The organism is Streptomyces cyaneus, from assembly GCF_004028635.1.
Lineage (GTDB): Bacteria > Actinomycetota > Actinomycetes > Streptomycetales > Streptomycetaceae > Streptomyces > Streptomyces cyaneus.
In genome coordinates this window covers 105,024-118,935 of sequence record NZ_RQJW01000005.1, presented here as the reverse complement: position 1 = coordinate 118,935, position 13,912 = coordinate 105,024, and the positions used below count along the sequence as shown (strand labels likewise).

The 13,912-nt window shown below is 68.5% G+C and carries 11 protein-coding genes, 1 tRNA gene and 1 riboswitch; of the genes, 9 read left to right on the top strand and 3 right to left on the bottom strand.

Translation table 11 applies throughout. From position 1 onward, the window contains the following. The first annotated feature begins 147 nt into the window (after nt 1-147). The 6 genes from EHO50_RS19090 to EHO50_RS44535 all read left to right on the top strand — a co-directional run bounded on the left by EHO50_RS19090 (nt 148) and on the right by EHO50_RS44535 (nt 6,232). A complete protein-coding gene (locus tag EHO50_RS19090) occupies nt 148-1,182 on the top strand; it encodes a LysM peptidoglycan-binding domain-containing protein (protein WP_128431391.1) in 1,035 nt (344 codons plus the stop codon). Between the two features lie 205 nt (nt 1,183-1,387). Beyond that, a riboswitch (cyclic di-AMP (ydaO/yuaA leader) is annotated at nt 1,388-1,587 on the top strand. Nucleotides 1,588-1,591: 4 nt separating this feature from the next. Continuing rightward, nucleotides 1,592-2,287 (top strand): LysM peptidoglycan-binding domain-containing protein, encoded by a 696-nt coding sequence (locus EHO50_RS19085; protein ID WP_128431390.1) that lies wholly within the window; start codon nt 1,592-1,594, stop codon nt 2,285-2,287. Between the two features lie 323 nt (nt 2,288-2,610). Then, entirely contained in the window at nt 2,611-3,900 is a 1,290-nt protein-coding gene (gene eno, locus EHO50_RS19080) for a phosphopyruvate hydratase (protein WP_128431389.1), read from the top strand. A 126-nt stretch (nt 3,901-4,026) separates the two neighbouring features. Further along, nucleotides 4,027-4,503 carry an FtsB family cell division protein gene (locus EHO50_RS19075; RefSeq protein ID WP_128431388.1) on the top strand — a complete coding sequence of 159 codons (477 nt, stop codon included), beginning with the start codon at nt 4,027-4,029 and terminating at the stop codon, nt 4,501-4,503. 79 nt (nt 4,504-4,582) lie between these two features. Continuing rightward, entirely contained in the window at nt 4,583-5,101 is a 519-nt protein-coding gene (locus EHO50_RS44540; protein ID WP_128431387.1) for a DUF501 domain-containing protein, read from the top strand. A gap of 159 nt (nt 5,102-5,260) precedes the next feature. Next, entirely contained in the window at nt 5,261-6,232 is a 972-nt protein-coding gene (locus tag EHO50_RS44535; protein ID WP_128431386.1) for a Ppx/GppA phosphatase family protein, read from the top strand. Nucleotides 6,233-6,313: 81 nt separating this feature from the next. Here EHO50_RS44535 and EHO50_RS19060 read toward each other — a convergent pair whose 3' ends face one another. Then, the gene (locus tag EHO50_RS19060; protein ID WP_128431385.1) at nt 6,314-6,562 is read right to left on the bottom strand and encodes a hypothetical protein; all 249 of its coding nucleotides are present in this window, start codon (nt 6,560-6,562) and stop codon (nt 6,314-6,316) included. A 547-nt stretch (nt 6,563-7,109) separates the two neighbouring features. On the opposite strand from EHO50_RS19060, the gene EHO50_RS19055 reads away from it, so the two are divergent. Both EHO50_RS19055 and EHO50_RS19050 read left to right on the top strand, forming a co-directional pair. Beyond that, a complete protein-coding gene (locus tag EHO50_RS19055) occupies nt 7,110-8,516 on the top strand; it encodes an NAD(P)/FAD-dependent oxidoreductase (RefSeq protein ID WP_128431384.1) in 1,407 nt (468 codons plus the stop codon). 185 nt (nt 8,517-8,701) lie between these two features. Further along, nucleotides 8,702-10,015 (top strand): class I SAM-dependent methyltransferase, encoded by a 1,314-nt coding sequence (locus EHO50_RS19050; RefSeq protein WP_128431383.1) that lies wholly within the window; start codon nt 8,702-8,704, stop codon nt 10,013-10,015. Nucleotides 10,016-10,087: 72 nt separating this feature from the next. Here the strand turns inward: EHO50_RS19050 and EHO50_RS19045 are convergent, their stop codons facing one another. Next, entirely contained in the window at nt 10,088-12,622 is a 2,535-nt protein-coding gene (locus EHO50_RS19045) for an ABC transporter permease (RefSeq protein WP_128431382.1), read from the bottom strand. After that, nucleotides 12,622-13,392, bottom strand: a complete 771-nt coding sequence (locus EHO50_RS19040; RefSeq protein ID WP_128431381.1) for an ABC transporter ATP-binding protein — start codon at nt 13,390-13,392, stop codon at nt 12,622-12,624. Before EHO50_RS19040 ends, EHO50_RS19045 begins: the two co-directional genes overlap by 1 nt. 391 nt (nt 13,393-13,783) lie before the next feature. Between EHO50_RS19040 and EHO50_RS19030 the strand changes: the two genes are divergently transcribed. Then, nucleotides 13,784-13,867: transfer RNA gene (locus EHO50_RS19030), tRNA-Leu, on the top strand. Nucleotides 13,868-13,912: the final 45 nt, after the last annotated feature.

The window sequence follows — 13,912 nt, the reverse complement described above, 5'->3', positions numbered from 1 at the left end:
CTCTAGTCTGTGATCTTCACGTGATCTACGCGGCATTAACTTGTGACAAGTGATCGCCTGCCTATACGTTCACGGATCAGCGCGGCCCCTGCATCACCGGCTTCACCCGGTCGCGCCGGTCCCTGCTGTCTCGCGAAAGGCCCCTGCATGCTCTCCGGGAACGGTCGTCACCGTCGCCCCCGTCAGGCTCCGGCGCTCCTCGTCGCGGCCGGAGTGACCGGGTCCGCCATCGCCATCCCGCTCCTCGGCGCCACGGGCGCGAGCGCGGCCGAGGGCACCGTGTGGGACAAGGTGGCCGACTGCGAGAGCGGCGGCTCCTGGAGCGCCGACGAGGGCAACGGGCGCTACGGCGGACTCCAGTTGACGCAGGACGACTGGGAGAAGTACGGCGGCCTCGACTACGCCTCCAGCCCCGACCTGGCCAGCCGCTCCCAGCAGATAGCCGTGGCGCAAGACGTCCTGGCGGACCGGGGAACCAGCCCCTGGGGCACCTGCGCAGTACTCAACGGACTCACCAAGACGTCCGGGTCCGTCGACCTCGACACCGGGGTGGCGGGAGACTCGCCCTCCGAGGTGTCCGGATCCTCCGGTTTGCTCGATTCGTCCGGATCGTCGAACTCATCCAGCTCGTCCGGTTCATCGAGTTCATCCGACTCGTCCGAGGGTTCGACGTCGTCCGACGGCTCCTCGAACTCGCCGAGCGGTTCGCCCGACACTTCGTCCGAATCGCCCGAGAATTCCTCGTCTTCGTCCTCTTCGTCCTCTTCGTCTTCTAAGGCCGAAGACTCCTCGAAGTCCGATGCGTCCTCGGGCTCGAAGGCCTCAAAGTCGCCGGACAGCTCACCCACTGCGAGCTCGAAGAGCGACAATCGGGACAACTCTGAGCAGGATGTGGGTTCCTGGAGCCTCGTCGACACCGGGTCGATCGACGACACGGCAGCCGGCTCCGGACGTCATCGCGGTCCCAGTGCCGACGAGAGCGAGGACTCCGAGGCGGCGACCAAGTCCTCCGGCCGGCATGCCTCGTACACCGTCCGCGCCGGCGACACTCTCGCCTCCATCGCCGACTCCCTTGACCTCGACGGCGGATGGTCCGCGCTGTACGACGCGAACAAGCGGGCCATCGGTACTGACGCGAACCACATCTTCCCCGGTCAGACCCTGGATGTCCCCACCAAATAGGGGGCGAACAGGGCGAAAAACAGCGGAAGTTCGCGTCACGGTTCGCACTGTATGTCCGTTTTGAATGTAGTGAGAGATAGATCTCAGAAGCCCTGATCGTCTTTGAAATTCCGCGAATCGCGTGGCTACGGTCATGACCGCTCGTCACCACGAGCCCCGGCTGCCGCAACGCCGAATCCTGCCAGCGGCCGTACGGGAACAGTCGTCGCGTAAAGCGCCGTAGGCAGGAGCGGGGGACCCAAGGTAAGTGCCGGGTCCGGCAGTTGAGGCCCTTCGGGGCCGCACGGCCGGAGTCGGCTTGGGGTGAAGCCGCGCAACGGGAGCCGAAAGGCGAACGTGCGCGGCCGGGCAACTCAACCGGCCCGAACCCGACAGCTCACCTCGCAGGCGTCGGTGAGGGGATCTCTCCATGCTGTTTTCCAGCAAGGGCAAGCACCGTCGTCCGTCCAAGGCCGCTCGCGCCATAGCCGTCGTCGGTGTCACCGGCGCCGCCGCCGTCGCCGCCCCGCTGATGGCGGCCGGCAGCGCCTCCGCCGCCACCGCCTCCGAGTGGGACACCGTCGCCCAGTGCGAGTCCGGCGGCAACTGGTCGATCAACACCGGCAACGGCTACTACGGCGGTCTGCAGTTCTCCGCCTCCACCTGGGCCGCGTACGGCGGCACGGCCTACGCCTCCACCGCCGACCAGGCCAGCAAGGCCCAGCAGATCCAGATTGCCGAGAAGGTCCTCGCCAGCCAGGGCAAGGGTGCCTGGCCGCACTGCGGCACCGGCCTGTCGAGCGCCGCGTACAGCGGCTCCGGCTCCTCGTCGAGCGGTTCCTCGCAGAGCAGCGAGACCACCACCCGCTCCACCGAGCAGCAGTCGGCCTCCCGCTCCAGCGAGCGTCCCGCCGCCAAGAAGAGCACCAAGACCGTCACCACCCCGACCGGCAAGAAGGTCAAGAAGGGCGACGGCGAGTACAAGGTCGTCAAGGGCGACACCCTCAGCTCGATCGCCGCGGAGCACGACGTCAAGGGCGGCTGGGAGAAGCTCTTCCAGCTGAACAAGGACATCGTCGAGGACGCGAACCTGATCTACCCGGGTCAGCAGCTGCACCTGAAGTAGTCCTGAAGCGATAAGCAATACAGGGCCGACAGCTGAACCACAGCGCCCTCACATCCGTGGACTTCATAGTGAAGACCTCGTGAGGGCCACCCCCGTCCCCACGGGCTCCCCGCTCCGGTGCGTGTTCCCCCGTACGCACCGGGGCGGGGCTTTTTCTTTCCCTGTATGTCACCCACCCTTTGTTCCGGCAGGGAACAATGGGTACGGTTCGGTCCTGTCCACGGGACGGTCGGTCGGCTGCCGATGTCCCCGAGGCGGTTAGGCTCTAGTCGCAAGGCTCACAGCCCCGCACTACCAGCGTCACATCCACGAAGGAGATGCTCGTGCCGTCCATCGACGTCGTCGTAGCCCGGGAAATCCTCGACTCGCGAGGGAACCCCACCGTCGAGGTCGAGGTCGGCCTCGACGACGGCAGCACGGGTCGTGCCGCCGTTCCGTCCGGCGCCTCCACCGGCGCCTTCGAGGCCATCGAGCTTCGCGACGGCGACCAGAACCGCTACCTCGGCAAGGGTGTCGAGAAGGCCGTCCTCGCCGTCATCGAGCAGATCGGCCCGGAGCTCGTCGGTTACGACGCCACCGAGCAGCGCCTGATCGACCAGGCCATGTTCGACCTGGACGCCACCGACAACAAGGGCTCGCTCGGCGCGAACGCCATCCTCGGCGTCTCGCTCGCCGTCGCCCATGCCGCCTCCGAGGCCAGCGACCTCCCCCTCTTCCGCTACCTGGGCGGCCCGAACGCGCACCTGCTGCCGGTGCCGATGATGAACATCCTGAACGGCGGCTCGCACGCCGACTCCAACGTGGACATCCAGGAGTTCATGATCGCCCCGATCGGCGCGGAGACCTTCTCCGAGGCCCTGCGCTGGGGCACCGAGGTCTACCACACCCTCAAGAAGGTGCTGAAGGGCCGCGGCCTGTCCACCGGCCTCGGCGACGAGGGCGGCTTCGCCCCGAACCTCGGCTCCAACCGCGAGGCCCTCGACCTCATCCTCGAGGCCATCAAGGAGGCCGGCTACACCCCCGGCGAGCAGATCGCCCTCGCGCTCGACGTCGCCGCGTCCGAGTTCTACAAGGACGGCTCCTACCTCTTCGAGGGCAAGGCGCGCTCCGCCGCCGAGATGACCGACTACTACGCCGAGCTGGTCGAGGCGTACCCGCTGGTCTCCATCGAGGACCCGCTGTTCGAGGACGACTGGGACGGCTGGAAGACCATCACCGACAAGCTCGGTGACAAGGTCCAGCTCGTCGGCGACGACCTGTTCGTCACCAACCCCGAGCGCCTGGCCCGCGGCATCGACGAGGGCGCGGCCAACGCCCTGCTGGTGAAGGTGAACCAGATCGGCTCGCTCACCGAGACCCTGGACGCCGTCGAGCTGGCCCAGCGCAGCGGCTTCAAGTGCATGATGTCCCACCGCTCGGGCGAGACCGAGGACGTCACCATCGCCGACCTCGCCGTCGCCACCAACTGCGGCCAGATCAAGACCGGCGCCCCGGCCCGCTCCGAGCGCGTCGCCAAGTACAACCAGCTGCTGCGCATCGAGGAGATCCTCGACGACGCGGCGGTGTACGCCGGCCGCAGCGCCTTCCCGCGGTTTCGCTCTGCGAACCATTAAGCACAGCAAGGGCTGAGCCCCGGCTGACCCCAACCTGGGGTGAGCCTTAGCCAGTCGTACGTACGTCCCCGTACTCGGTCCCGTACCGTGTGCGGGGACGTACGCGTGTGAAACGGGAGGCGGGACATGGCCGTGAAGGACCGGGACCGGTTCTCCACCGCGACCAGGATCCGGTTGCTCGGAGAGCAGACGGCGGCCCGCGTCTACCGCTCCCAGACCAAGCGGCAGGCCCGGCGCTCCAGGCTCACCGGACGCGCCGCGCTGCTCGCGCTGGTCGTCTGCTCGCTGGTCGTGGCGCTCGCCTACCCCATAAGGCAGTACGTCTCCCAGCGCGCCGACATCGCCGACATGCGGCGGCAGAAGGAAGAGGCGGCCCAGCGCGTCGAGCAGCTGCGCGATCTCAAGGCACGCTGGCAGGACGACGCGTACGCGAAGCAGCAGATCCGGCAGCGGCTGCACTATGTGATGCCCGGGGAGACCGGTTACATCGTGATCGACCCGGACGCGGCCAAGCAGTCGCGGAACGAACTGGGCGCGGCCGACCGGCCCTGGTACACGAACATCTGGGACGGGGTCGACAAGGCCGACGCCTCCGACCACTGAGACCGGCGAACCGGTCGCCCGGACCCGTCGTCCGGACCGGCCGACGGGTTCGCCGACGAGAACCGATAGAAAGACAGGCATGGAAACGCCCCCGCCGCCCACCCCGCGTACCGACCCCACCGACGCGGACGTCGAGGCATTCAAGCAGCAGCTCGGACGTCCGCCGCGCGGGCTGCGCGCGATCGCGCACCGGTGCCCGTGCGGGCAGCCGGACGTGGTCGAGACGGCTCCCCGGCTGCCCGACGGCACGCCCTTCCCGACGCTGTACTACCTGACGTGCCCCAAGGCGTCGTCGGCGATCGGCACGCTGGAGGCGAACGGCGTGATGAAGGAGATGACGGCGCGGCTGGAGACCGACCCGGAGCTGGCGGCCGCGTACCGTGCCGCGCACGAGGACTACATCCGGCGGCGCGACGAGATCGAGGAGCTGAAGGGCTTCCCGAGCGCGGGCGGTATGCCGGATCGGGTGAAGTGCCTGCATGTGCTGGTCGCGCACTCGTTGGCGGCCGGGCCTGGTGTCAATCCGCTGGGGGACGAGGCGATCGCGATGTTGCCCGAGTGGTGGGCGAAGGGGCCGTGCGTGGTCTCCGCCGAGTGATCTCGCCACCGCCGCCCCTACCCGTCCCGTCCTGAAGGGGCTCCGCCCCTTCGACCCCGCCAGGGGGCTCCGCCCCCTGGACCCCCGTCGGCCCTGAACGGGCCTCGTCCTCAAACGCCGGACGGGCTGAGAATGTCCCGCACATCGAAAGGCACCCCCATGACCCGCGTCGCCGCCATCGACTGCGGTACCAACTCCATCCGGCTCCTCGTGGCCGACGTGCACCCGGTTACCGGTGAACTCGTCGACCTGGATCGCCGTATGACCATCGTGCGGCTCGGACAGGGCGTCGACCGGACCGGCCGGCTCGCCCCCGAGGCGTTGGAGCGTACCTTCGCCGCCTGCCGTGACTATGCGGCGATCATCAAGGAGCACGGCGCCGAGCGGCTGCGCTTCGTCGCCACGTCCGCCTCCCGGGACGCCGAGAACCGGGACGAGTTCGTGCGCGGGGTCATCGACATCCTGGGGGTCGAGCCCGAGGTCATCTCCGGGGACCAGGAGGCCGAGTTCTCCTTCACGGGCGCGACGAAGGAGCTGGCGGAGCACGATCACTTCCCCAAGCCCTATCTGGTGGTGGACATCGGCGGCGGGTCGACCGAGTTCGTCGTCGGCGAGGAGCACGTGCGCGCGGCACGCTCCGTGGACGTCGGCTGTGTGCGGATGACCGAGCGTCACCTGGTCCGCGACGGCGTCGTCTGCGACCCGCCCTCCGCGGAGCAGATCGCGGCGATGCGGGCCGACATCGAGGCGGCCCTCGACCTCGCCGAGGAGACGGTGCCGTTGCGCGAGGCGCGCACGCTGGTGGGGCTGGCCGGTTCGGTCACCACGGTGTCGGCGATCGCCCAGGAGCTGCCCGAGTACGACTCGACCCGCATCCACCACTCCCGGATCACCCGCGAGCGGGTCCGGGAGATCACCGACTGGCTGCTGCACTCCACCCACGCCGAGCGCGCGGCCGTACCGTCCATGCATCCGGGGCGAGTCGACGTCATCGCGGCGGGTGCGCTGGTGCTGCTCGCGATCATGGAACGGATCGGTGCGCAGGAGGTCGTCGTCAGCGAGCACGACATCCTCGACGGCATCGCCTTCAAGGTGGCGGAAGCCGCGGAAGAGCAAGGGCACGGCGGCTGATCTGCGGCGGCGACGCAAAACGGCCCCGGTACCTCGTGGTGAGGAACCGGGGCCGTCGTCTTGGCCCGTGCGGGCTGTCCGTCAATTGCAGAGAAGGACCAGGAGGCCGCTGCACGACCCGCCGTCGTGGTCGCCGTGGCCGTGGTGGTCGTGGTGGTGGTGATGGTGGTGGCCGCCGTCCGCGGCCCTTGTGACGACGCGTGAGGTGGACGGTGCTGCCGCAGCGGATGCGGCGGTTGCCGCCCCCACCGCGAGAGCGATGCCCAGAGCCGCGCCGACCGAGACTATTCGCGAGGTGGCCCGCTTGAGGGCCTTCTGTGAGGTGATCATGGCTGCACGCTATGCACACTTCTGTCCATGCGCGCGCGGAATGTGCCTGACGGGTGAACGGTGATCCAGGCCGCCGCAGGAGGGTGGTCCGGGTCTCGTTTGCTACTGGACGGTAGCCGCCGACTGAGCAGGTCGGCTAGCGTATGAGCGCCCCCGAGGGGGTCTTCCGGGCCCTTCGGGAACCCTCCGGAGGCACCCGCCGAAGAAACTTCGTGAAGTTCTTCACAAGGAATTCTGCCCTGTCGGGGCGCGGATCGGCGTCGGTTGACCCGTCCGAGGGGTGAACAGGCCCTTGAACATGTTCAGATGGCCGGTGTAAGGGTGGGCGGGGAGCCTCTCGCCGGAGGGTGTTTCGACCCGCTCACAGGGCCTCCGAAAACCCAGAGAGGCAGCTCACGCGGCATTGACAACGGGGTGTAACGCACCCTGGTTCCCGATCGTGACCATGACCTGCGTCACGCGGGCCGGGGAGTGTAGCACAGGGCCTGCAAGAGCTTGTGAAGGGGCGCACGAGCGACCCCCCTGAGACGGGTGGATACTCGATGGCATGAGCACCACGGAGCGTCCCAGGATCCTCGTAGTAGGCGGTGGGTACGTAGGCCTGTACGCAGCTCGGCGCATTCTCAAGAAGATGCGCTACGGCGAGGCGACCGTCACGGTCGTCGACCCCCGGTCGTACATGACCTACCAGCCCTTCCTCCCCGAAGCCGCCGCCGGCAGCATCTCCCCGCGCCACGTCGTCGTCCCGCTGCGACGCGTGCTGCCCAAGGCGGAGGTCCTCACCGGCCGGGTCACCACCATCGACCAGGACCGCAAGGTCGCCACGATCGCCCCGCTGGTCGGCGAGGCGTACGAGCTGGCCTTCGACTACCTGGTTATCGCGATGGGCGCGGTCTCCCGCACCTTCCCGATCCCCGGCCTCGCCGAGCAGGGCATCGGTATGAAGGGCATCGAGGAGGCCATCGGCCTGCGCAACCACGTCCTCGAGCAGCTTGACAAGGCCGACTCCACGACCGACGAGGAGATCCGCCGCAAGGCGCTCACCTTCGTCTTCGTCGGCGGTGGCTTCGCGGGTGCGGAGACCATCGGCGAGGTCGAGGACATGGCCCGCGACGCGGCCAAGTACTACACCAGCGTCTCCCGTGAGGACATGCGGTTCGTCCTCGTCGACGCCGCCGACAAGATCCTTCCCGAGGTCGGCCCGAAGCTCGGCCTGTACGGCAAGGAGCACCTGGAGGCCCGCGGGGTCGAGGTCTACCTCTCCACCTCGATGGACTCCTGCGTCGACGGCCACGTCGTGCTGAAGAACGGCCTCGAGGTCGACTCCAACACGATCGTCTGGACGGCCGGCGTCAAGCCGAACCCGGCCCTCGCCCGCTTCGGTCTGCCGCTCGGCCCCCGCGGTCACGTCGACTGCGAGACGACGCTCCAGGTCAAGGGCACGGACTACATCTGGGCCGCGGGCGACAACGCCCAGGTCCCGGACCTCGTCGGCCGCAAGGCGGGCAACGACAACGCCTGGTGCCCGCCGAACGCCCAGCACGCGCTGCGTCAGGCCCGCGTCCTCGGCGACAACGTGATCTCCGGTATGCGGGGCTTCCCGCAGAAGGACTACTCGCACGCCAACAAGGGCGCGGTGGCGGGCCTCGGCCTCCACAAGGGCGTGGCGATGATCGTCATGGGCAAGATGAAGATCAAGCTCAAGGGCCGTCTCGCCTGGTACATGCACCGCGGCTACCACGGCCTGGCGATGCCGACCTGGAACCGCAAGGTCCGCGTCTTCGCCGACTGGACCCTCGGCATGTTCCTCAAGCGCGAGGTCGTCTCCCTCGGCGCGATGGAGCACCCGCGCGAGGAGTTCTACGAGGCCGCCAAGCCGGCGCCGGTCGCTGCCGCGAGCAAGACCGACAAGGCTGACAAGGCCGACAAGGGCGAGAAGGCCAAGGCCTCCTGACCCTCGCCGGTCGCTGAACCAACCGAAGGACCTCCCGCCATCCGTGGTGCGGGAGGTCCTTCGGCGTTCGTCCCTCCGGGACGGTTGTTTGCCCAGCTGTAACGCGCGTGGGGGACTGCGCACGGGGCTCCCAGGTGTTTACGTGGTGTTGGACATTCCGGGATCCCATCACGGAGGTGTGCGCCATGGCAGACGCCGCTGTGCGGCTGAAGGGCCTGCTGGAACAGTTGCTGGGAGTTCCGCTCCCGGTGCGTATCCGCGCCTGGGACGGTTCGCAGGCGGGTCCGCCGGGCGCGCCGACCCTGGTCGTACGCAATCGCCGTGCCGTGCGGCGGTTGTTGTTCAAACCCGGTGAGCTGGGGCTCTCCCGGGCCTGGGTCGCGGGGGACCTCGACATCGAGGGGGATCTGTACGCCGCCCTCGACCTGCTCGCCGGACTCGTGTGGGAGCGGGGGGAGGACGCCCGGAGCCTGGCTCAGGCGCTCCGGGATCCCGAAGTGCGGGCCGCCGTACGCGGGCTGGTCAAGCTCGGCGGGCTTCCGCTGCCGCCCGCGCCGCCGCCGGAGGAGGTGCGCCGGGTCCGCGGCCATCTGCACACCAAGCGCACCGACAGACGCGCCATCAGCCATCACTACGACGTCGGCAACGACTTCTACGAGATCGTCCTCGGGCCGTCCATGGTGTACTCCTGCGCCTACTGGTCGGCCCCGCCCCCGCACGGCACCCTCGAAGCCGCCCAGCACGACAAGCTCGACCTCATCTGCCGCAAGCTCGCCCTGAGACCCGGCCTGCGGCTGCTCGACGTCGGCTGCGGCTGGGGCGCCATGGCCGTGCACGCCGCCCGCGAGTACGGCGTGAGCGTCGTCGGCATCACCCTCTCCCAGGAGCAGGCGGCGTACGCCCGCAAGCGCGTCGCCGACGAGGGGCTCACCGACAAGGTGGAGATCCGCGTACAGGACTACCGGGACGTCGAAGACGGGCCCTACGACGCCCTCTCCTCCATCGGCATGGCCGAACACGTCGGCGCCGAGCGGTATCTGGAGTACGCCGATGTGCTGTACCGGCTGCTGAAGCCCGGTGGGCGGCTGCTCAACCACCAGATCGGGCGGCGGCCGCAGCGCGACGAATCCACGTACCAGGTCGACGAGTTCATCGACTCCTACGTCTTCCCCGACGGCGAGCTCCAGCCCATCGGCGTCACCGTCGCCCAGCTGGAGCGGGCCGGCTTCGAGGTGCGTGACATGGAGTCGCTCCGGGAGCACTACGCCCTGACCCTGCGCCGCTGGGTCGCCAACCTGGAGGCCGACTGGGCGCGGGCCGTCAAGCTCACCAGCCCGGGGCGCGCCCGCGTCTGGCAGCTGTACATGGCCGCCTGCGCACTCGCTTTCGAGCGCAATCGCATCGGGGTCAACCAGGTGCTGGCCGTCAGAACACCCGATTCCGGTGACTCCGGGATGCCGCTGCGGGCCCGCAAGTGGACGGAGACCGGGCGCGGTTGATCCGGACGCAAGCGGAAGGGCCGGGCTCCCCCGTCGTGGGGAAGCCCGGCCCTTCGGTGTGCCGGGGCGTGGCTACTCGGCCTTGATCGCGTTGAGCATGTTCAGCTTGGCGGCGCTGCGGGCCGGCCACAGCGAGGCCAGGACGCCCACCAGCGCGGCCAGCACCAGGAAGATCCCGATCCGGTCCCAGGGCAGGACCAGCGCGTAGCCCGGGACCTGGTCCGCGAAGGTTTCGCCGATCGCCCAGCCGAGGAACGAGCCGAGACCGATGCCGACCACCGCGCCGAACACCGAGATGACCACGGCCTCCAGCCGGACCATCCGCTTCACCCGGCGCCGGTCGAGACCGATCGCCCGCAGCATGCCGATCTCCTGCTGCCGTTCGAAGACCGACATCGCGAGGGTGTTGACGACGCCCAGCACCGCGATGATCAGGGCCATCGCCAGCAGGCCGTACATGATGTTCAGCAGGGTGTTGATGGCGCCGCCGAACTCGTTGCGGATGTCCTGCCGGTCCATGACCGTGATCGCGGGGTTGTCGCCCAGCGCGTCGATGAGGACCTTCTCGTTCGCCGCGGACTGGCCGCCGTCCACCTTCACGAAGATCTGCCGGATGTACGGCTTCACCTCGTGCGGGTTCACGACCTTCGTGTCGACGAGGACGGGGGAGAGGAACTCGCTGTCCTTGAAGACGGCGCCGATCGTCAGGGTGTCCTTCTTCTCGTCGTTGAAGGTGACGGGGACGCTGTCGCCGGTCTTCCAGCCCTTGCTCTTGGCCGTCTTCTCGGCGACCGCGATCTGCCCCTTGGCGAGCGAGCCGATGTTGCCGCTGACGACGTCGACGTTCAGGACCTGCTCGATGTCGCCCGGCGTGACCGCCGAAGCGGACACGAAGTCCTCGTCACCGGCCTGGAAGTAGACGTCCTGCTGCGGCGAGACCGCCGAGACGCCCTTGGCCTTCTCCAGCGCCGTCAGTGCGGTCTGGTCGAGGTCGCCGCCGTTCGCCATCGAGACCATGTAGTCGGCCTTGATGTTGGCCGTGGTCATCTTGTCGATGGCCGTGCCGACGGTGATACCGAGCACCGACAGGCCGGTCACCAGCGTCAGCCCGATCGCCAGCGCCGAGGCGGTGGCGCCGGTACGGCGCGGATTGCGGACCGCGTTCTGGCCGGCCAGCTTGCCGGCCACCCCGAACGGGCCGACCAGCAGCGGACGGACGAGCGCGATCACGGGCCGGGACAGCAGCGGGATCAGGATGATCACACCGATCAGCGCGAAGAACGCGCCCGCCCCGATGTACATCCGGCCGTCGTCGCCGCCGGCCGAGGCACCCGTCACGATCGCGGCAGCGCCCAGAGCGGTGATGGCCGCACCGATGGAGTTGCGCACCACCAGCGACTTGGTGGTGGCCACCGCGTGGACGCTGTTCATGGCCGCCACCGGCGGGATCTTCGCGGCCCGGCGGCCGGGCAGCCAGGCGGCGAACATCGTGATCAGCACACCGACGCCGATCGCGGCGATCACCGGCGTGGCGGAGATGATCAGCGGGCCGCCCGGAATCTTCATGTCGAACGCGGCCATTCCGGAGCGCAGACCGACCGCGAGGCCGATGCCGAGGACGAAGCCGATCACCGAGGCGACCAGGCCCACCACCGCGGCCTCGGCGAGCACCGAGCGGGTGATCTGCTTGCGCGACGCACCGACGGCGCGCATCAGGGCGATCTCCTTCGTGCGCTGGGCGACCAGCATCGTGAAGGTGTTGGAGATCAGGAAGATCCCGACGAAGAGCGCGATGCCCGCGAAGCCGAGCAGCACCTGCTTGAGCGAGCTCATACCCTGCTCGATCTGCTCGGCCTGCTCGTCGGCGAGCGCCTGGCCGGTCTTGGCCTCGGCGGTGTCCGGCAGCAGCGGCTGGACCGCGTCCAGGATCTTCGCGTCGGACGCGCCGGGGGCGGCGGTGACGGTGGCGCTCTCGAAGTAGCCCGGCTTGAGGTACTGCTTCTGGGCGACCGCGGTGTCGAAGAGGACGAGGCTGCCGCCGGCGTTCACGGCGCCGTCGTCGGTGGTGAAGACGCCGCTGAGGGTGTACTCCTTCACCGGCCCGTTGGTCGCGACGCGGACCCGGTCGCCGACCTGGTACTCGCCCTTGGCGGCGGAGTCCTTGTCCAGGGCGATCTGATCGTCCTTCACCGGGCCGGAGCCGTCGGTGAACGTGTAGGCGGTGTCCTTGCCGTCCTTGCCGGGAGCGAAGTTGGAGCCCTTGTTGGACCAGCCGACGCCGATCAGCTTCCCGTCGGGGTCGGCTACCCCGGCGAAGCCCTCGACGCGGCCGTACGCGCCGGCGACGCCGTCCACGGCGGCGATCTTGTCGAGGGTCTTCCGGGAGAGGCCGGGCTCCTCCTTGGCGTCGTCCGGGTCGGCGTGCGAGGTGATGGCGACGGCGACGTCGTCGTAGCTCTTCGCCGACTGGTTGCGGAAGGCGTTGGAGAGGGTGTCGGCGAAGACCAGGGTGCCGGAGACGAAGGCGACGCCGAGCATGACGGCGAGCACGGTCATCAACAGCCGGGCCTTGTGCGCGAGTACGTTGCGCAGGGCGGTGCGGAACATCAGCTGGTGCGGCCCTTCGCGTCGAACTGCTTCATGAAGTCGAGGACGTTGTCCGCGGTGGGCTTGTACATCTCGTCGACGATCCGGCCGTCCGCGAGGAACACCACCCGGTCCGCGTACGCCGCGGCCACCGGGTCGTGGGTCACCATCACCACGGTCTGCCCCAACTCCCGTACGGAGTTGCGCAGGAAGCCCAGCACCTCGGCGCCCGAGCGCGAGTCGAGGTTTCCGGTCGGCTCGTCGCCGAAGATGATCTCGGGCTTGGAGGCCAGGGCGCGGGCCACGGCGACGCGCTGCTGCTGGCCGCCGGAGAGCTGGGCGGGGCGGTGACTGAGGCGATCGGCCAGGCCCACCATCCGGATGACCGAATCCAGCCACTGCTTGTCAGCCTTGCGGCCCGCGATGTCCATCGGGAGGGTGATGTTCTCCAGGGCCGTCAACGTCGGCAGCAGGTTGAACGCCTGGAAGATGAAACCGATCTTGTCCCGGCGCAGCTTGGTGAGCTGCTTGTCCTTCAGGGAGCCCAGCTCGGTGTCACCGATGCGCACCGAGCCGGACGAGAAGGTGTCCAGGCCGGCGACGCAGTGCATCAGCGTGGACTTGCCGGAGCCGGACGGGCCCATGATCGCGGTGAACTCGGCCTGCCGGAAGTCGACGGAGACCCGGTCCAGGGCGACCACCTGGGTCTCGCCCTGTCCGTAGATCTTCGACAGATCCGTGGCACGCGCGGCCACGCTGGTGGCCCGGTCGGCGATGGATGCGGTGGTCACGAGAAGGCGCTCCTGAGGGACGACGGTGTGTTCGAGGACGTCATCCATCGTCCCGGCCGAGTGCCGCCGTGTAGTCAGTCGCTGTTCTGGTTCCGAAGGCAGACTCCGGAGGGACCGGGCACCGTCGTGTCATACCTGAGGATGACGAGGAACCCTGACGGGTGTTCGTGTCAGGAACAGGTGGAGCGTCCTCGTTCGGACGGTGAAATTCCGTCATTCCGTATGCGCCGCCGAGCGCCGCACGTAAGGCTATTGGCAAGTGCGGATGGCGCGTTCCGTGGGCTGATGCACCCTCAGACGTCAATAAAATAAGACAACATCGGTCCGCCCGTCCGCTGTTCGGGGGATGTATCCCGATAGGCTCGGAACCTCGATGCGGAGCCCATGGCCTGCCCAGATGGTGGAATGCAGACACGGCGAGCTTAAACCTCGCTGCCCCTTCGCGGGCGTGCCGGTTCAAGTCCGGCTCTGGGCACTTCCGAGTCTCTCCTTCCCTTCAAGAGTTCACGCGCAACCGTTG

What these genes read in the sequence shown, in the direction of transcription:
- EHO50_RS19055 (WP_128431384.1), top strand. Translation starts at nt 7,110, where the DNA reads ATGAGCACCACGGAGCGTCCCAGGATCCTCGTAGTAGGCGGTGGGTAC.
- EHO50_RS19045 (WP_128431382.1), bottom strand. Translation starts at nt 12,622, where the DNA reads ATGTTCCGCACCGCCCTGCGCAACGTACTCGCGCACAAGGCCCGGCTG.
- EHO50_RS19060 (WP_128431385.1), bottom strand. Translation starts at nt 6,562, where the DNA reads ATGATCACCTCACAGAAGGCCCTCAAGCGGGCCACCTCGCGAATAGTC.
- EHO50_RS19050 (WP_128431383.1), top strand. Translation starts at nt 8,702, where the DNA reads ATGGCAGACGCCGCTGTGCGGCTGAAGGGCCTGCTGGAACAGTTGCTG.
- EHO50_RS19075 (WP_128431388.1), top strand. Translation starts at nt 4,027, where the DNA reads ATGGCCGTGAAGGACCGGGACCGGTTCTCCACCGCGACCAGGATCCGG.
- EHO50_RS19085 (WP_128431390.1), top strand. Translation starts at nt 1,592, where the DNA reads ATGCTGTTTTCCAGCAAGGGCAAGCACCGTCGTCCGTCCAAGGCCGCT.
- EHO50_RS44535 (WP_128431386.1), top strand. Translation starts at nt 5,261, where the DNA reads ATGACCCGCGTCGCCGCCATCGACTGCGGTACCAACTCCATCCGGCTC.
- EHO50_RS19090 (WP_128431391.1), top strand. Translation starts at nt 148, where the DNA reads ATGCTCTCCGGGAACGGTCGTCACCGTCGCCCCCGTCAGGCTCCGGCG.
- EHO50_RS44540 (WP_128431387.1), top strand. Translation starts at nt 4,583, where the DNA reads ATGGAAACGCCCCCGCCGCCCACCCCGCGTACCGACCCCACCGACGCG.